Annotated in this window: 21 protein-coding genes; 20 read left to right on the forward strand and 1 reads right to left on the reverse strand. The window is 66.6% G+C overall.

The window, feature by feature from the left end:
• Window positions 1-629 precede the first annotated feature (629 nt).
• Window positions 630-1394 carry a phage antirepressor KilAC domain-containing protein gene (locus I0Q12_RS10010; protein ID WP_197251779.1) on the forward strand — a complete coding sequence of 255 codons (765 nt, stop codon included), beginning with the start codon at window positions 630-632 and terminating at the stop codon, window positions 1392-1394.
• Window positions 1395-1480: 86 nt separating this feature from the next.
• On the opposite strand, the gene I0Q12_RS10015 is transcribed toward I0Q12_RS10010, so the two are convergent.
• Window positions 1481-1825 (reverse strand): hypothetical protein, encoded by a 345-nt coding sequence (locus I0Q12_RS10015; RefSeq protein ID WP_197251780.1) that lies wholly within the window; start codon window positions 1823-1825, stop codon window positions 1481-1483.
• 116 nt (window positions 1826-1941) lie between these two features.
• Between I0Q12_RS10015 and I0Q12_RS10020 the strand changes: the two genes are divergently transcribed.
• The 19 genes from I0Q12_RS10020 to I0Q12_RS10110 form a co-directional block, all read left to right on the forward strand.
• Window positions 1942-2094, forward strand: coding sequence for a hypothetical protein (locus tag I0Q12_RS10020; protein WP_197251781.1), 153 nt, complete (start codon window positions 1942-1944; stop codon window positions 2092-2094).
• 147 nt (window positions 2095-2241) lie between these two features.
• Window positions 2242-2505 carry a hypothetical protein gene (locus I0Q12_RS10025; protein ID WP_197251782.1) on the forward strand — a complete coding sequence of 88 codons (264 nt, stop codon included), beginning with the start codon at window positions 2242-2244 and terminating at the stop codon, window positions 2503-2505.
• Complete coding sequence (locus I0Q12_RS10030; RefSeq protein WP_197251783.1) at window positions 2502-3176, forward strand: hypothetical protein; 675 nt, start codon at window positions 2502-2504, stop codon at window positions 3174-3176. The genes I0Q12_RS10025 and I0Q12_RS10030 overlap by 4 nt, the downstream gene beginning before the upstream one ends.
• Window positions 3177-3425: 249 nt before the next feature.
• The gene (locus I0Q12_RS10035) at window positions 3426-4001 is read left to right on the forward strand and encodes a helix-turn-helix domain-containing protein (protein ID WP_197251784.1); all 576 of its coding nucleotides are present in this window, start codon (window positions 3426-3428) and stop codon (window positions 3999-4001) included.
• A 67-nt stretch (window positions 4002-4068) separates the two neighbouring features.
• Entirely contained in the window at window positions 4069-5205 is a 1137-nt protein-coding gene (locus I0Q12_RS10040) for a hypothetical protein (RefSeq protein WP_307846156.1), read from the forward strand.
• Window positions 5202-6812, forward strand: a complete 1611-nt coding sequence (locus tag I0Q12_RS10045) for a phage portal protein (RefSeq protein WP_197251785.1) — start codon at window positions 5202-5204, stop codon at window positions 6810-6812. Before I0Q12_RS10040 ends, I0Q12_RS10045 begins: the two co-directional genes overlap by 4 nt.
• Window positions 6813-6879: 67 nt before the next feature.
• Window positions 6880-8073, forward strand: coding sequence for a phage minor capsid protein (locus tag I0Q12_RS10050; RefSeq protein ID WP_197251786.1), 1194 nt, complete (start codon window positions 6880-6882; stop codon window positions 8071-8073).
• 95 nt (window positions 8074-8168) lie between these two features.
• Complete coding sequence (locus I0Q12_RS10055) at window positions 8169-8834, forward strand: hypothetical protein (RefSeq protein WP_197251787.1); 666 nt, start codon at window positions 8169-8171, stop codon at window positions 8832-8834.
• A 15-nt stretch (window positions 8835-8849) separates the two neighbouring features.
• Window positions 8850-10049, forward strand: coding sequence for a P22 phage major capsid protein family protein (locus I0Q12_RS10060; RefSeq protein WP_197251788.1), 1200 nt, complete (start codon window positions 8850-8852; stop codon window positions 10047-10049).
• 155 nt (window positions 10050-10204) lie between these two features.
• Window positions 10205-10426 (forward strand): hypothetical protein, encoded by a 222-nt coding sequence (locus I0Q12_RS10065; protein ID WP_197251789.1) that lies wholly within the window; start codon window positions 10205-10207, stop codon window positions 10424-10426.
• Window positions 10426-10839 (forward strand): hypothetical protein, encoded by a 414-nt coding sequence (locus I0Q12_RS10070; RefSeq protein ID WP_197251790.1) that lies wholly within the window; start codon window positions 10426-10428, stop codon window positions 10837-10839. Before I0Q12_RS10065 ends, I0Q12_RS10070 begins: the two co-directional genes overlap by 1 nt.
• A complete protein-coding gene (locus I0Q12_RS10075) occupies window positions 10833-11165 on the forward strand; it encodes a hypothetical protein (protein WP_307846159.1) in 333 nt (110 codons plus the stop codon). Before I0Q12_RS10070 ends, I0Q12_RS10075 begins: the two co-directional genes overlap by 7 nt.
• Window positions 11166-11174: 9 nt before the next feature.
• Window positions 11175-11495, forward strand: a complete 321-nt coding sequence (locus tag I0Q12_RS10080) for a hypothetical protein (RefSeq protein ID WP_197251791.1) — start codon at window positions 11175-11177, stop codon at window positions 11493-11495.
• Window positions 11492-11929, forward strand: coding sequence for a minor capsid protein (locus tag I0Q12_RS10085; RefSeq protein WP_197251792.1), 438 nt, complete (start codon window positions 11492-11494; stop codon window positions 11927-11929). Before I0Q12_RS10080 ends, I0Q12_RS10085 begins: the two co-directional genes overlap by 4 nt.
• Before the next feature lie 12 nt (window positions 11930-11941).
• On the forward strand, window positions 11942-12691 hold the full coding sequence (locus tag I0Q12_RS10090) for a phage tail tube protein (protein WP_197251793.1): 750 nt from the start codon (window positions 11942-11944) through the stop codon (window positions 12689-12691).
• A 74-nt stretch (window positions 12692-12765) separates the two neighbouring features.
• Window positions 12766-13188 carry a hypothetical protein gene (locus tag I0Q12_RS10095; protein WP_197251794.1) on the forward strand — a complete coding sequence of 141 codons (423 nt, stop codon included), beginning with the start codon at window positions 12766-12768 and terminating at the stop codon, window positions 13186-13188.
• Between the two features lie 5 nt (window positions 13189-13193).
• Window positions 13194-13430 carry a hypothetical protein gene (locus tag I0Q12_RS10100; RefSeq protein WP_197251795.1) on the forward strand — a complete coding sequence of 79 codons (237 nt, stop codon included), beginning with the start codon at window positions 13194-13196 and terminating at the stop codon, window positions 13428-13430.
• Window positions 13430-13822 carry a hypothetical protein gene (locus I0Q12_RS10105; protein WP_197251796.1) on the forward strand — a complete coding sequence of 131 codons (393 nt, stop codon included), beginning with the start codon at window positions 13430-13432 and terminating at the stop codon, window positions 13820-13822. The genes I0Q12_RS10100 and I0Q12_RS10105 overlap by 1 nt, the downstream gene beginning before the upstream one ends.
• A 3-nt stretch (window positions 13823-13825) precedes the next feature.
• Window positions 13826-17088, forward strand: a 3263-nt coding sequence (locus I0Q12_RS10110) for a phage tail tape measure protein (protein WP_197251797.1), incomplete at its 3' end; no start/stop codon positions are given.

Raw genomic sequence — 17088 nt, forward strand, 5'->3', positions numbered from 1 at the left:
TGCTAACCCCTCCGCTAACCCTTGGCCCAACCCCTACGCCAACCCTTCGGTTAACCCCACGCCCAACCCCCCGGCTAACGAAAACCCAAGGGATGGGGTTAACCCCGCGTCCAACCCCGGCCCTACTCCTGCTCCTGCTCCTGCTCCTACTCCAGAAAGAAAGAGTGGTTACGTAAGTACGGAAGGAGACAGCGCGCGCGAAGACGAACCACCCTCCCTGAATTGCATCGACCATCCGGACGGCACCGAGCGGCCGTGCTTCGCCTGCGGCGAGGCCCGCCGCCGGCGCCGCGCCTGGGAGGACGAGCGGAAGCGTGTGGCTGCCGAGGCTCGCTCGGAGCAACTCCGTGCTGCGGCCCAGAAGCGCGCCAGAGCGATCGCGGAGTGCTCCCTGTGCGACGAGGACGGTTACGTCGATACGGCCGTCTGCGGACACGCTCAGGCCCCGGAGCGGCGTCCGAGCCTCAAGGACCTGTATCAGCAAGCGAAGGCCGAGAAAACACGCGCCTAGATGAGCGTTGTTGTGTTGCGAACAACGCACAACATTCGCGTATGCTCGAAACCTGACCGCGAAAAAGCCCCGCCGGAGCGCGAACTCCGCGGGGCACGAACACCGAGGAGACCGCTCGATGTCACTCGCAAACGTTACCGGAGACCTGGTCCCGTTCGCATACGGTGCGACCACGGTCCGGACCATCACCATCGACGGCGAACCCTGGTTCGTCCTGCTCGACCTCTGCGCAGTCCTCGAGATCGCGAACCCGCGCAACGTCGCGGCGCGTCTCGATCCGGATGCCGTCCGCCAGGCGGACGTCACCGACTCGCTCGGTCGCAGGCAGTCCACGACGATCGTCAACGAGTCCGGCATGTACGAGGTCGTCATCCGCAGCGACAAACCCGAAGCCGCCGCATTCCGCCGGTGGATCACCACCGACGTCCTCCCGACCATCCGCCGCACGGGCAGCTACAGCACCCAGCCCGCACTCGCCGGCGCCGAGCTCCTCGCGCACGCCGTCATCGAGGCACAGCAGATGCTCGCCGCCAAGGACCAGCGCATCGCACAGCTCGAACCCAAAGCCGAGTTCTACGACGAACTCATGGACGCCGACGGCACCTACTCGATGGCCGCGACCGCGCGCATCCTCGGCTGGGGCCGCAACGTCATGATGGCCCAGATGCGCCGCCTCGGCGTCCTCCAGACCAACAACCTCCCGTACCGGCGATACGACCACCACTTCAAGGTCACGCCCGGCACATACACCAACCGGAAGACCGGCGAGACCGTGCCGACCGCGACCACCTCGGTGCGCCCCAGCGGGCTGGAGTTCCTGCGGAAGAAGCTCGACTCCGTGCGCGAGCCTGTGCAGCGCGAGCTGAACGGAGCGCAGGCATGAGGCTGACCATCACCATCGGCCGCAACACCCCCGCACCCCTCGCGCACGACGACATCCGCGCCATCGTGCGCGAAGAGCTCACGCGACTACTGCGCGTCGACGCCTGCAGGCATCCGCTCGAATGCGAACGGGAGCCATCCCTTCGCATCACCGATCACCACCACAGCGACACTCTCGATCGCCTCCAGGTGAAGGGCGATGACACTCTCCTTCACCTTGGCCGTCTCGCTCTCGTCGTAGATGAACTCCAACGGGATCGACGGATGCATCCACAAGAAGTCTCGGAACTCGTCTCCGTCGCCATCAGTGCCGACGAGGCCCATCGAGAAGCACTTTCCGGTAGGGAACGCGACCGATACGAGTGCATGAACTTCCGCAAGCACGTGCGGAGCCAATCCGATGCGCTTCCCGTTGTAGACAAGTGTCGCCATGAAACTTCTCCTTCTGCTGATGATGTTGGCGCACACAGCGTAGGAGACCGAGCGGCTGTGGGGGCCCACATGAAGCCCCCACAGCCGTCCACAGCCACTGCCCTGGACGGCGACCAGTGACCGCGCCCAGGACCCGGATCCGGGCGTCCCTGCTCCTCGCCGCACTCTTCGCCGGCGGACTCATCGCCGGAGCCTTCCACCCCACCGACCAGGGCCCGATCTCCACACCGCCCATCGACGCCGCGAACAGCCGTGGTGGTGAACCGTGACCCGCCTCCCAACGGCCCTCACCGCCTGGGTGCTCATCATCGCCATCGCAGCACTCAGCCTCGCCGCCACCTGAACCCCGGCCCGCACCGACTACTCCCGGTGCGGGCCGGAACCATCCACACCCACCGCGAGAAAGGCCCCAGCGCATGCCCGCCGCCTACACCAACCTCGACCAGGCCAACGCCCGCATCGACGCACTCGAAGCCGAACTCGCCGCCACCGCCAACGCCGCCCGATTCGCCAGCAAAGCCGCCGAGAAAGCCCGCGCCGAAGTCATGGAACTCAAAATGACCGCCAACGCACCCTCCGGCACCGACTACCCACCCGCCGTCGCCGAAACCGTCGCCAAGAACCTCACCCCCGAAGTCCGCGACGCACTCCGCGACATCCTGGGCCGAGCCGACGCATGACCAGCACCCCCGACGCGGCCGGCCGCTACCTCGACACCCCAGGCGAAAACAAAGTCTTCGCACTCCTCTGCCAAGTCCCAGAGATCACCGAGGCACTCGCAGGAATCTGCTGCGACGGCTACCGCCAACGCATCTCCTACGAACCTCGCGTCAGCGCCAGCCCCACCGACGTCGTCCCGTACGACACCGCAGCGCAAGACGCCGCCTACTACCTCGACAACGAACTCTGGACCTGGGCCAACCACGTATGCGAACACCGCGGCCTCCGCTACGACGGCCCCGTCACACCCATCGGAATGGCCGAATGGCTCCGCAAGAACATCACCGCCCTCGCCATGACTCCCGGCGCCGACGAAGCACCCGCGTCACTGCGTCGCGTCATCCGAGCAGCACGACGCGCCGCCCGCCTGCCGATCGAACCCGAAACATGGCGCTACGGATCCACCACCGTCGCCCGCGACACCCAGCTCAACGCATCCGCAATCGCCATCGCCGCGAAGGAGCTCGGCCCCGAATACGCCCGGCTCGATCGCGAGCGCGTGAAGAGCCTCCGAAGGACCGGCCGCATCACCCCCGTGCGCCGCAACTCCGAGGGCGTGCCGATCTACCGACTGGGCGACGTGATGGACGCCCACCTCGCCACAGCGACACGAAACCGGGTGAGCGCCTGAACCTCTTATCCCCACCCCTTTGATACGCTCAGCGCGTAGGCGCGAGATGACCCCACCAGCAGGGTCACTCGCGCTTCGTCGTTTCCAGACGTCCATCCTCGAAGCACCACCTCGCGAGTGCTCGGATGGACCGCCCACGCCCCGGAATCTCACGCCGGACGAGCGTGGGCGTCAACTTCCCCGAGGAGGGCCGAATGAACCACAGGATGGAACGTTCCACCCGCCTCCCATGCGCGCGCGTAGTGGCCCATGGCCGCGTGGACCGATGAGGAGAGCCGGCGCCTTCGCGAACTGCATGAGCAGGGGATGTCGCTGCGGGCGATCGCAGAGGAGATGGGCCGGCCGCAGAGCACGGTGTCTCGGTGGGCGGATCGGCTGAACCTGAGTTTCGACCGGTCGAAGACAAAGAAGGCCACAGAAGCCCGTGTCATCGACCTCAAGGCACGCAAGGCCGTCGCTGCGGAGAACGCACTGGAGATCCTCGAGCTGTCGCAGGCTGCGATCCTGGCGACACTCCGAGGCAAGAAGGGGTGGTCGACGCTGATCCGCGGAAGCGAAGGCCGCGAAGTCGAGGCGCAACTCGACTTCATTCCCTCGCGAGACCTGCGGGAGCAGACGAACGCGCACACCGGCCAGGCGGCAGTCCTCGACAAGCTCACCGACACCACCACCGAGCACGACAACGCCAAGTCGATGCTCGGCCAGCTCGAGGCAGCACTGATTGCAGCGGTCCACGACGAGGAGGAGGCCGGCGCGAGTGGGGATCCTGGACAGGCTGTCGATCTCCCGGAAGCAGGCCCACTCGATTGCGACAGCGAACGCTGACGCTTCCAGGTCGCAGCTGAACCTGTGGCACGGCGCGGTCCGGTCCGGCAAGACCATTGGATCGCTGGTGAAATTCGAGATGAAACTCGCCGACGCACCCTCGACCGGTGAGAACGTGCTGATCTCCCGCACACGCGACACCGCCTACCGCAACGTACTCGCCCCGATGATGGACCCCAGCCTCTTCGGGGACCTCGCCAGCGCCGTGCACTACAACCGCGGCGCACCGACCGCGAACATCCTCGGCGAAACCGTCCACGTCATCGGCGCATCCGACGTCCGCGCCGAAAGCGTCATCCGAGGCATGACCATCAAACGGTCCTACTGCGACGAGATGACCCTCATGGCCGAAGAGTTCGTGTCCATGCTCATGTCCCGACACTCCGTCGACGACGCGTGGATGGGCGGCACAACCAACCCGGACGGGCCGCGGCACTTCCTCAAACGCGACTACATCGACCGGGCCGACGAAATGGGGCACCGCATCTTCCATTTCGGCCTGGAGGACAACCGCGCCCACCTGCCCGAGGGGTACATCGAAGCACTCGACCGGCAGTACACCGGCATGTGGAACGACCGGTTCATCAAGGGCCTGTGGACGATGGCCGACGGTGTCATCTACGAGATGTTCGACCCGACCGTACATGTCGTCGACCAGCTCCCGACGATGCAGCAGATCCTCGCGATCGGCATCGACGACGGCGTCAACCACCCCGCCGCCGGCATCCTCCTCGGCCTCGGCGCAGACAACCGCCTCTACGCCATGGCCGAGTTCGCGCCACCGGCCGGCACACCCGCCGACCGCACACGACTGCTACGGCGCTTCGAGAACGAGCACGGCACACCCGACTTCCACTTCGTGGACCCCTCGGCGGCCGCGCTGAAGCTGCAGATGAACCGCGAAGGGTTCGTCAACGTCGCGAACGCCGCGAACAGCCACAAGCTGGGCATCGGTGTCGTCGCGTCACTGTTGTCCACACAGCAACTCCTGATCCACAACAGCTGCACGAACCTGCTCAACGAGATCCCCGGCTACGTGTGGGATTCGAAGGCTGTCGAGCGTGGCGAGGACGCGCCCGTCAAGGAAAACGACGACTTCTGCGACGCACTGCGCTACGCGGTCGCCACCTCCCAGTTCCAGTGGCGCCACGCCGTGCCGCTACCCGACGACCACCGATTCGACACCGAGGAGACCGCAGCATGACCAGCATCCGCGCGAACATGGCCTGGCCGCCGCCCGAACTGGGCAAGGTCACCGCCCGTGTCGCCGAATGCCGCGTCTGGTGGGGAGGCGACCCCACCAAGCTCGACGACTTCTACGGCGCCGGCGGCCGCACCTCACCCACCGGCGCCACCCTCAAACGCCGCGCACAAGACGCGTGGGACGCATTCTGGGGCCGCACCCAGCACAACCCCAGCCAATCCGGGAAACGCCTCCACGCCCCGATCGGCAAAGACATCGCCCAACTCTCGGCCACATCACTGTTCTCGAAGCCGCCGGTGATCCTCGCCGCCGACGACGAACTCGACACGGTGCAGGCCCGCGTCGACGACCTGTTCAACACCCCCCGATTCCACTCCAGCCTGTACACCGCGGGGGAAACCTCGTCGGCGCTCACCGGTGTATTCGGCAGGGTGGTGTGGGACGACCAGGTGCAGCAAGGCACGTGGATCGAATGGGTCGACCCCGATCATGCGATCCCCGAATGGTCCAGGGGCCGGCTCAAGTCCGTCACGTTCTTCACCGAACTCGAATCCGATGACCCTCGGGACGTGTGGAGGCACCTCGAACGGTACGAGCGCGGCCGGATCGTGCACGAGCTGTACAAGGGCACCCAACACAACCTCGGCACGCTGCAGGAGCTGGGCGCGCACGACGCGACCGCGGACATCAGCGTGGAACTTGCTGGGGATGGATACTCGATCGTCGACCTCGGCGTGGACGAGCTTGCTGTCGAGTACGTGCCGAATCAGCTTCCGAACCCTGAGTGGGCGGAGGATCCGCAGCTGCGGAACCTCGGCGCCTCCGACGTCGGCGCGGTCGATCTCGTGCCGCTCTATCACCAGATCGACCGCACCTACAGCTCACTGATGCGGGACGTGCGCGTCGCCCAGGCACGCATGTTCGCCTCCTCCGAGGTGCTGCAGCACCGCGGCGCCGGTCAGGGCATGTTCTTGCCCGAGGATCAGGAACTGTTCACGCAGGTCGGTACCGGCATCGGTAAAGAGGGCGGCGCTGAGTCCATCTTCCAGTTCCATCAGCCCGCCATCCGGGTGCTCGAGCACGACCAGGTGGGGGAGATGCTGCTGCGTGAGGTGCTGCGCCGCACCGGCTACAGCCCCGTCTCGTTCGGCATGTCCGACGAGGTCGCGCAGACGGCGACCGAGGCCGCTGGCAAGAAGGAATCCACGGTCACCACGACCGAGGGGAAGGCCCGCTACTTCGGTGTCGCCATCCAGCATTTGACCACGGTTGCTCTGCGGATCGACCAGAAGAAGTTCCCGCACCTCGGCGTGGAGCTGCACGAGCCGCTGGATCTGGACTGGCCGCCGTTCGCGCAGGAATCCGACCTGTCCCGTGCGCAGACGGTGCAGGCGTGGGAGACCGCGAAGGCTGCCTCGACACGCACCAAGGTTCGCTACCTGCACCCGGGCTGGACCGAGGAGCAGATCGATGAAGAGGTCGAGTTGATCGATGCGGCGAACACGGTGGAGATGCCGGCGTTCTTCGGCTCGGACACCGCCCCCGACGGTCAGGTCAGCGGCGACCAGGACGTCGGCGTCGACGTCGACGAGGGCGACGACGTTTAGATCGGCCTCCGAATATCACAGCCTGTGCGATTTACGAGGACGAAGTAAACATCGGGAGGTGTAGCTGGTGGCACTCGACCCCGAAGACGCCCGCAACATCCCCGCCCACCTGATCGCCCTCTACACCGACGCCGAACTCGCCCTCCTCCGCCTCCTCGCCGAAGCCATCATCGACGGCATCGACACCGACCAGTGGCAACAGGTCCAAGCCTCACGGCAGGTCGAGTTCCGGCGGGCTGCCGAAGCACTCGCCCGGCATCTCCAAGCGGCCATGCCACAGCTCCTGCAGGATGCGGTGCAGGCCGCGGCCGACCTCGGCGAGCAGGCAGCCGACGAGGACGCCGACCCACAAACTCCCGCAGCGGTAAGCGCAGCCGCCGTGGGAACGGCTGCGGCAGTGCCCGGGCGCGCACCGCGTCGCGACCGCGTCCCGGTTCCCCGCACTGTCGCAGCCACACAATCCGCCTGGTCCACCCTCGCCCACGCCACACAGCAGCTCCCCGGCAACGCGGACCGCCTGTACGGGCAGGTGCTCGCACAGATACAGGTCCGATCCCAAGAGGTCCCGAGGCTCACCCCGCACACCGGGGGCATCCTCGGCGCACCACGAGCCACCGGCACACGGTTGGACGCAGCCCAGCAGGCCCTCGACATCCTCACGAAGCGAGGCATCACCGGATTCCGGGACCGCGGCGGCCGCAACTGGTCACTGACCTCGTACGTCGAGATGCTGTCCCGCACAGTGGTGAACGAGGAACTGCGCGAATCCCACATCGCCCGGGCCCTCGAACACGGCCACACGCTGATGGTGGTGTCGTCGCATTCGAAGCCGGCACCGCAGTGCCAGCCGTTCGAAGGACAGGTGCTCAGCCTGGACGGCAGCACCGGCACGGTCGAGCTGAAGTCGGCGACGACCGGCCGTCCGGTGCAGGTGCGGATCAAGGCCACGATGCGCGAGGCCATCTCGAAGGGCTTCCGGCACCCGAACTGCGGGCACGCGCTCAGCAGGTTCGTGCCGGGCGCGTCACGCACGTTCACGACGAAGCCGGACCCCGAAGGCTATGCGGCGACGCAGCAGCAGCGGGCCATGGAACGCGCCATCCGCGACACCCGCCGCCGGCAGGCTGTTGCGGTCACCCCGCAGGCGAAGCGCGAGGCCGCAGCCCGACTCCGGGCGCAACGCGAGGCGATCGCCCAGCACGTCGACGAGCACGGCCTGACCCGCCGGCCGCGACGCGAGCAGATCAACCAAGCTCGCTGACCCCCACACGCTTCCGCCCCTGGGCGGACACCCCGACACCGCGACGGTGCCTGGGGCAACACCGCAGCGCGACGCTGCACACCCGAAGGAGCACCATGCGCACCACCACGACACTCGCCCTCATCGTCGGCGCCGGATACGGCCTCGACCCGTTCGCCACCTCCGGCCGCTGGCCGAACCGCATGCACCCCCGTCGCGACGACGAGGGACACAGCAACGGCGACGGCGGCCAGACCGGCCAGGGGGACGGCACCGGTGGGGATGCAGGTGCCGGCAAAACCAACACCGACGACACCGGCAAGCCCGACGGCGGTGACGACGAGCAGCTCGGCGAAGGCGGCAAGAAGGCCCTCGACGCCGAACGGGCAGCGCGCAAGGCCGCAGAACAGGAAGTCGCCAAGTACAAGGCGGCAGCCGAGAAGGACCGCCTCGCCAAGCTCGACGACCAGCAACGCGCCGAAGCCGAACGCGACGCCGAGAAGAGCCGCGCCGAGAAGCTCGAAGCCGAACTCGCCGTCGAACGAGCGGCGCGGAAGCACGGCATCACCGACGACAAGGACCTCGAGCTGTTGGCCGGCGTCCCCGCCGACAAGGTCGATGCCCTCGCCAAGCGTCTCGCCGCGACCAACGCCAGCGCCAACTCCGCCGGGCGATCCGGCAACGGCGTCGGCGGAAGTAAGTCCACAGCAAGCCCGCTCGACGACCCGAAGAAGTTCGCCGAGAGCCTCGGCAACCGGAAGTCCGGCGTCACCATCTACTAATCCAGGAGAAATTCCGTGACCAACACCATTCTCAAGGCTGCGCAGATCGTGCAGGCCGGGCTCGTCGTGCTCGAACGCGATGTCGTCCTGCCTGGGATCGTCGAGTCCAGCGCCTCGCAGCACTTCTCGGGCCGCAGTCCCGCAAACGACACCGTGTCCATCCGCATCAACGGACGCACGGTCGCCAAGGACTACGCGTGGCGTGACCACACCGCGGCGATCGAGAACTCGGATCTGAACGAGTTCAAGGTCGACGTGAAGCTCGACACCCACCCGTACAACGCAATCGGACTGTCGGACGAGGAACTGTCTCTCGACATCTACGACTTCACCGAGCAGGTCGTCACCCCGCAGACCCGAGCTGTTGCCGAACGTATAGAGGACAAGATCTCCGCGAAGATCAAGGGTGCGACATACCCGTCCGGGTCGAACATCTCCATCTCGACGGACGGCGCGAGCGGACTGGACTTCCACGCCGGAGCGGTCGACGCGCGCAAGGTCCTGAACGACTACCACGTGCCACAGCAGGGCCGCGTGTTCCTCGTCGGCACCGGTATCGAGGCAATGATCCTCAAGTCCGACCAGTTCCGGAAGTTCGACCAGTCCGGAGACTCGAACGCTCTGCGCAGCGCCACCATCGGCAACATCGCTGGAATGCCGGTCATCGTGTCGCACTCCATCGGTGCATACGAGTCGTACGTGTTCCATCGGTCCGCATTCCAGACGGTGTACCGGGTTCCGGCGTCCCCGCTCGGTGGCGTCGACAGTGCATCCGGGTCGTACGCCGGTATCGCGCTGCGCTGGCTGCGGGACTACGACTCGAGCCACCTGGTGAACCGGTCGATCTTCGACACGTTCTTCGGCATCAGTGTCGTGGAGGACCCGGACGACTACACCGATCCGGATTCGACGTTCTCGCTCAAGCGTGCAGTGAAGATCGTCCTGGGCACCAACGCGTTCACCGTGGACGTCGGCGGCGCGACCGGTGGCACCTTCACACTCACTTTTAACGGCCGCACCACCGGTGCGCTGAACTACAATGCGACCGCAGCGACCATCAAGACCGCGCTGGTTGGCCTCGACGACGGTTTCGGCGCCGACGACATCACCGTCACCGGATCGGCGGGCGAATACACGATCGCGGTCCCGGGCGCACTTTCGGGTAGCGGTGCTTCCCTGACTGGCGGAACCGGCCTCACCGTCACCGCAGTCTGACTGAGCTTGGTGGTTGGTGCGTCAACCGCGTGCCCCGGCACCCATGGCACGAAACGCACGCGAAGGACGACTGAGGGCTTTCCACGCCGGGTTCCTTTCGGCCCCTGCAGCAGCGCGACCTGCGCACCAACCACCACCCCACCCGAGGAGGCACAGTGTCCTACCCGTTCGAGATCAGCCGCGAACACTTCGAGTACGCCCTCGCGCTACTCGGAGTGGAAGACCTGAGCGGTGTTCGGTCGGTTCTCGTTGAACCGGGGGGCGTCACGGTGACCCGGAACCGCAAGAACGTGGACGGCGAGTGCTACCTGCACAACGGAGGCATTGCGACCGAAGTGGTGCAGATCGCCGTCGAGCGCCCGAAACCGGAGGACTGATGCTCGTCTACGCCACCGCGGTCGACCTCGCCACCTGGACGAAGACACCCGCACCCGACAACGCCGACATCCTCCTCCGCGAGGCGTCGATCCTCGTCGCCGACGCGTGCCTCGCCGACATCTACGACACCACCCCCGACCACATGCCCACCGACCCGAGCCTGCGTGAAGCGATGCGCGATGCAACGTGCGTGCAGGCCGCGTTCTGGGCAGACAACGGCATCAACCCCACGAAGGGGCGCGCCGGCATGGACGAGATCGTGGTGTCGTCGTCGATCGACGGGGCATCGGAGACCACGAACGCGGGGGAGCTCGAGGCCGCGAAGGCGTCGAGCATGGACGGCCTCGTGCCGACTGCGTTGCGGCTGCTCCGGTTCGCTGGGCTGGCATCGAATGCGGTGCAGTCGTGGTGAGGGAACCGCTCGTCCGCTGGTGGCGGTGGCCGATGCTTGTGGCACGCAAGATCGGCGACGGCCCGTACGGTCCCGCGCACGACGCCCCGGTTGAGTTGCTCGGGAAGGTCACAGCGAAGCGCAAGAAGGTGCTGGCACCGGACGGCTCGGAGGTGATCTCCGAGGCCCGTGTCTCGATGCCTGCCACCACGCCGCTGATTCCACCCGGGTCGCTGGTGACCCTGCCGCCGGAGTTCGGGGGCCGGACTGCCGAGGTGTTGGCGGAGCAGCTGCACCACGACGGCGCCGGCCGCACCCCGAACTTCTACAGCGTCGACCTGACGTAGGGGGCCGCCGTGTCGCTTGACTTCACGCAGGCCCGGGCACGCATCCTCGAGTCCACGCTGGGCGGCTTCGAGGATGCTGCCGAGGTCGTGAAGCAGGAGTCGATTCAGCGCACACCGAAGGAAACTGGCGAGCTGCGCAACGACTGCTCCATCGCCTCCGGGCACCTCGAAGCGGTCGTCTTCTACTCGCTCGTCTACGCCATCGCTCAGCACGAGGGCGTCGGATTCCATCACGAGCACGGCGAGGCGAAGTTCCTCGAGAACGCGCTGATCGCGACGCGCGGAGTCGTTGGCCAAGTCATCGCTCAATCGATCAGGAGTGCACTGTGACGACTGCCCGCGCGCCTGACACCACCGCACTCGAGGAGGCACTCGTCAGGCGCCTCACCGCCCTCGGGCTCGTGCGATACGAACCCAACGGCATCTACGGCGCCGGCACGCTACCCGCGGTGTTCTTCGGCGCGATGCCCGACACCCCGAACGACGCGATCGTCATCAATACCTATAACGAGGACCGGTCCCGCGACGACGACAACCCGGACTACTACCTGCAGATCCGGGGACGTCGCGGGGGCCGCGATCCTCGTGCCGTCGACCACCTGATGGACGCCATTTTCGAGGCGATCCACGACACCTCTCACGAGACGTGGGGGAGTGTCCGGGTCCTGCTCTGCCGCCGTGTCGTGCGCGCACCGCGCGATCCCGATGCGAATGGGCGTTGGACCCGACCTGATTCGTATTGCATCACTGCCAACCCGTCCTAGGAGGACGACCCCATGACTGCACCCACCCAGGCCCTCGCGTCGACCCTGGCCCGCGACTGGATTCTCGAAGTCGAAACCGCTGCCGATGTTTGGACGCGCGTGCGCGGCCTGTCCTCGGTCGCCCCGATCTTCGAGGGCGCCGAGCAGGACGACTCCGACATCGACTCGGAGGGCTTCGCCTCCCAGATCGTCACCGGCCTCGCGTTCCGCATCGAAGGCGGCGGCAAGCGCAAGGGCGAGAACACGAGCGGTTTCGTCGATGACCCGGGCCAGAACTTCCTGCGCCAGAAGGGTCGCAAGACCGGTTACGACAACGTCGTGACCGTCCGCATCTACCGGCGCGACGCACTGCCCGACGCCTACGAAGCCGAAACCACGGTGAAGTGGACCGACTCGCCCGCGTCCGACCCGAACGCGCTGCAGGAGTTCAGCTTCACGCTGTCGGGCCGCGGCAAGCCCCGCGACATCGTCAAGCCGCTCGTTCCGTCCGGTGACCAGAACTTCACCGTCACGATCGGCGGAGCCACTGCGGGCACCTTCACCCTGACGTGGAACAGCAAGACCACCGCGCCGATCGCGTTCGATGCAACGTCCGCGGCGATCAAGTCGGCGCTGGCTGCGCTCGACGACGGCTATGTCGCCAGCGATTTCACGGTCACCGGATCGGCGGGTGGCCCGTTCGCTGTCACCGTCCCCGGCGGCGTGCTGACCGGTGACGGCTCCGGCCTGACCGGCGGAGCATTCGCCGTCGCCGCGGCCTGACCGCCCCATGACCACCCGCTGGGAGTAGAGCTGCGCTGCTCCCGGCGGGTGTTTCACCCAACGGAAGGAGTCCGGTGGAGGACCTCGCCACCTTCATGGACCCCGCGCTGCACCTGCCGATCGCCGGCCGCGACTACGCGATCCACTGCACTGCCTGGCAGGGGCTACGCGCGCACCAGCTCATCGCCACCCGCCCACGCCTGGACGACGCGCAGGAACGCGCCGAGATCCTCGCGATCCTCGGCGACACCTACCAGCAGATGGTCGACGACGGAATCGGCTGGCCCACCATCGCCCACGCCGGCCGCACCGCCATGCTGTGGTTCGGGCACTCCGAAGCCGCCGGTCAGGCCCACTGGGAGAGCGCAGGTGTGCCGGGAAATCCGATACCCCCATCCCCGAAGCAGGCAGGGATGGGGGAGAAGCTCCGCTCGATCCTTCAGCGCCCCGCACCTACGGACCGGATGATCCTGGCGGCGGCCCGTACGACCCCGTAACCGGGGTGCGCGAGTGGTACAACGACGAGCCTGACCGGCCGAAACCTGGCCAGGTCGCACGCACAATCGTCGACTGCCTACATCACTGGACCGACATCGAACTCGACCTGCAAGACAACGGGATCGACCTCGAATCCGGTGTCCTGCACACCCACTCGTGGCGATGGCTGCGCCTGCGCATCACCGCCCTCGCCGCAGATCCAACCTCCCGCCTGCACAAGGCGCTGACGAAAGGCGTGTAGTGGCGCTCAAGGACCTCACCGAAACCGGCTTCGACCCTGACCTCCACCTGCCGATCCGAGGCAAGCGCTACACCGTCCCGGCGCCGGACTACGAGGCAGCGAAGGTCATGCGGGAGATGGTGACGAAGGACGGGATGCCCCCGGTCGAACAGACCCAGCAGGCCATCGACGCCCTCGGGACTGCGTTCGGCGAGATGGTCGCCGACGGCCTGCCCTGGCCGATGATCCTGCACGCCGGCCGCACCGCGATCTTGTGGTTCGGGTTCTCCCCGGACTGGGGCGAAATCCACTGGGCCATGTCGCATCTGCCCCGACAAGCCGACCTCGAGAAGATCCTCGGCCAGCACGCCGAGCTGCTCAAGGCCAGAAAGCAACTGCGCAAGAAGGAGTAGTCCGTGGCACTCGACGTCGGCGAACTCGTCGCCCGCCTCACCCTCGACGACTCCCGCTTCGTCCAAGGCACCGAGCGGGCCCAGCAACAGAGCCAGCGAGCCACCCAGCAGATCTCCAACGGCTTCCAGCAAATCAGCCAGGCAGCGCAGCGCGCCGGCCAAGCCGCCCAGGCCGTCGAGATCAACCGCCGGCTCGAGCAGCAGGCCCGCGACGCAGCGCAGCGTATTCAGGAGTTGGAGCGCAACGCACAGCGCGCCGACCAGTCCGTCGACGACATCGTCATGAACACCCAGCTGCTGAACGACGCCCGCCGTGCCGCTCAGGAGATAGAGGAGATCCAGGCTGCCGCACGTCAGGCGGCAGGCGCGGTCGACACCATCGAGCTCGGCAACCGGCTACAGCAGGACCTGCAGGCCGCGCAGCAGGAACTCGAGGACCTGTACCAACAGGCGAGTCAGAGCGGAGGGCCGGCGGGCAGCCGGTCCGGCGGGAACTTCCTGTCCGGGTTCGCTGACGCGGTCGGCAATCTCGGCTCGAAGACCGGCCCGATCGGTGCATCCCTCCTTGGTGTCGCCGCGATCGGCCTCACTGCGGGTGCGGCGCTCGCCGCTGCGATCAAGGACGGCATGTCCGCCGAACTGAACCGGGACCTGTTCCAGGCGCAGACGGGCGTGACGGAAGCGCAGGCCCGGAAATTCGCACAGGCCGCGGGCGAAGCGTACGCCGACACGTTCGGCGAGTCGCTCGAGGCGAACCTCGGCACCGCAAAAGCGGCACTCGGGAGCGGCCTGCTCGATCCGGGTGCGACGCAACGCGATGCGGAGCAGATGATCCGCTCCCTCGACGGTGTCTCCAGGATCATCGGCGAGGAGATTCCGCGTGTCTCCCGATCGGCCGCGCAGGCCGTCAAGACCGGGTTCGCCGCCGACGTCAACGACGCATTCGACCTCATCGTCAAGGGCTCTCAGATGGGCCTGAACGTGTCCGAGGACTGGCTCGACACAATCGACGAGTACGGAACCCAGTTCCGGCAACTCGGCCTCACCGGCGCCGAAGCGATGGGGCTGATGGGCCAGGCCGTGAAGGCCGGCGCCCGAGACACCGACACCGCAGCGGATGCGCTGAAGGAGTTCGCGATCCGCGCACAGGACGGATCGAAGGCCAGCGCCGAAGGCTACGAACTCCTCGGATTGTCGGCGGAGGAGATGACCGCGAAGATCGCGGAGGGCGGCGAGTCTGCCCGTGACGGTCTCGAACTGGTGCTCACGAAGCTGCGCGAGATCGAGGATCCGGTCGAACGGAACGCGGCCGCCGTCGCCTTGTTCGGCACCAAGGCCGAGGACCTCGGGCAGGCCATGTACGCCATGGACCTGACCACCGCTGTCCAGTCGATGAACGACTACGAAGGCGCCGCCAGACGCGCCATCGACGTCATGAACGGCAACTCGGCAACCTCTGTCGAGGGCGCAACCCGGGCTGTCAGCATGGCGGCAGATGGACTGAAAGCAGCTCTGGCTGAAGCCTTCGGGCCCCACATCCAAAAGTTCGCAGACACCATCAGCAACAACCGGGCAGGCGTCATCCAGTTCTTCATCGACATCGGCAACAAGGCGTTCGACGGAGCTGAAGCGATCCTGCAGTTCGTAGCGAACGGCATGCGCGGATTCGGCGAATTCGCCAAGTCTGGGTCCGACATGGCGGCGTCCATGCTCGACACGTTCTCCGTGATCGTTGCCGGACTGGATGGCCTGCTCGGGCCGCTCGGTGACCTCATCCCCGGCATGCCCGACTTCGGCGATGTCGCGAAGGATCTGCAGAGCTTCGCCGACAAGGCCCGCGATGGCGGTGTGGCGATCCAGAACGGCATGAACGCTGGGGCTGACGGCATCGAGAACCGCCTGATCCCCGCGGTCGGCGCCGCCCAGGACCGGTTCAACGATTTCGCTGGCGATCTCAAGCTGTCGGCTGCATTCAACGACGAGATCCAGAAGGTCAACGACGCGATCTCCGAAGTCGGAATCGCCATAGACGGATCGACCGTCAAGATCGAGAACTTCAATGGGACTCTCGACAAATCGATTCCGACGCAGGCTCGCCTCGATCAGCAGTTGGCCGGCCTCAAGGAGCAGTTCGAGGCGCAGACCCGTACTGGTCTCGAGGCGGGTGCCACGATCGAGGAGCTGACCGGGCAATACGCCGCAAACCGTGGCGAGCTGATCCAGCAAGCGATGCAGATGGGGCTGACAAATCGGCAGGCCCTCGATCTGATCAACAGCTACGGGCTCGTGCCGAACCTCGTTCAGACGCAGATCCGGCAGCCGGGCATGCCCGAAGCGCACTCAGCGCTCGATGTCCTCCAGGGCAAGATCGAGGAAACGCCCGACGAGAAAGTCATCCTCACCGAAGCGTTGACCCAGGACGCGATCGACGAGCTGAAGCATCTCGGGATCACGGTCAAGGAACTCCCCGACGGGACCGTCGAGGTAGTTGCCGAGACGGACGAGGCCGACCTGACGATGCGGCAGTGGCTTGCCCAGCAGCGCTTCGCTGACGTCCAAGTGCGTGTGCACTACCAGAACCTCCAGGCGCAGAACGATGCGATCGTGTCATCGGCGGCCGCAGCCGCTCAGCGCCAGGCGGAGACTGGGCAATACCAGCGGGTCCACTACGCCGACGGCGGTGTCCGCACGCGCGCCAATGGCATGCTCGACACCGCGCACATCGCTAACGGCCAGGGAAACGGCATCCTCGCCCGCACCCCATTCGGACCGGTCCGATACGCGGAGGGTGAGACCGGGTGGGAGGCCTACATCCCTGGCGCTCTGTCGAAGCGGCCACGCTCCGAACGCATCCTGCAGGAGGTCGCCAAACGCTTCGGATTCGGGCTCATCCGCACCGTGCGCAGCGAGGCCGGGAAGATCTTCAAGGGCGACCCGAAGTCCCTCGACGCACAGTCCGATCCGACCGGGTGGCGGGCACTGCTCGGCGGCGACTACTCAGGTCGCACCGCCTCGCTCCTCGGCATCCAGGAGGATCACCCGCTCGTCGACGTCATCCTCAGCGCGCGCAAGGCCATCGCCGAGGGCGACTACGACGGCGCCCTCGCGAACTACGGCATCCACGAGGACAGCCCGATCACGGATCTGCTCCTGCGGCTGAACGAGGGACTGTTCCCGAGGATGGCCGACGGCGGGATCGTCGGGCCATCCGGATTCGACGCTCAGGCGGCGATCGACCGCGCGAAGTCGAAGGCCGGCCGCCCGTA

The organism is Rhodococcus sp. CX (assembly GCF_015865005.1).
Lineage (GTDB): Bacteria > Actinomycetota > Actinomycetes > Mycobacteriales > Mycobacteriaceae > Rhodococcus.

Bases quoted from the DNA above. Each gene is read 5' to 3' on its own strand.
- I0Q12_RS10010 (WP_197251779.1), top strand. From the start codon at position 630: ATGTCACTCGCAAACGTTACCGGAGACCTGGTCCCGTTCGCATACGGT.
- I0Q12_RS10015 (WP_197251780.1), bottom strand. From the start codon at position 1,825: ATGGCGACACTTGTCTACAACGGGAAGCGCATCGGATTGGCTCCGCAC.
- I0Q12_RS10025 (WP_197251782.1), top strand. From the start codon at position 2,242: ATGCCCGCCGCCTACACCAACCTCGACCAGGCCAACGCCCGCATCGAC.
- I0Q12_RS10030 (WP_197251783.1), top strand. From the start codon at position 2,502: ATGACCAGCACCCCCGACGCGGCCGGCCGCTACCTCGACACCCCAGGC.
- I0Q12_RS10035 (WP_197251784.1), top strand. From the start codon at position 3,426: ATGGCCGCGTGGACCGATGAGGAGAGCCGGCGCCTTCGCGAACTGCAT.
- I0Q12_RS10045 (WP_197251785.1), top strand. From the start codon at position 5,202: ATGACCAGCATCCGCGCGAACATGGCCTGGCCGCCGCCCGAACTGGGC.
- I0Q12_RS10055 (WP_197251787.1), top strand. From the start codon at position 8,169: ATGCGCACCACCACGACACTCGCCCTCATCGTCGGCGCCGGATACGGC.
- I0Q12_RS10070 (WP_197251790.1), top strand. From the start codon at position 10,426: ATGCTCGTCTACGCCACCGCGGTCGACCTCGCCACCTGGACGAAGACA.
- I0Q12_RS10090 (WP_197251793.1), top strand. From the start codon at position 11,942: ATGACTGCACCCACCCAGGCCCTCGCGTCGACCCTGGCCCGCGACTGG.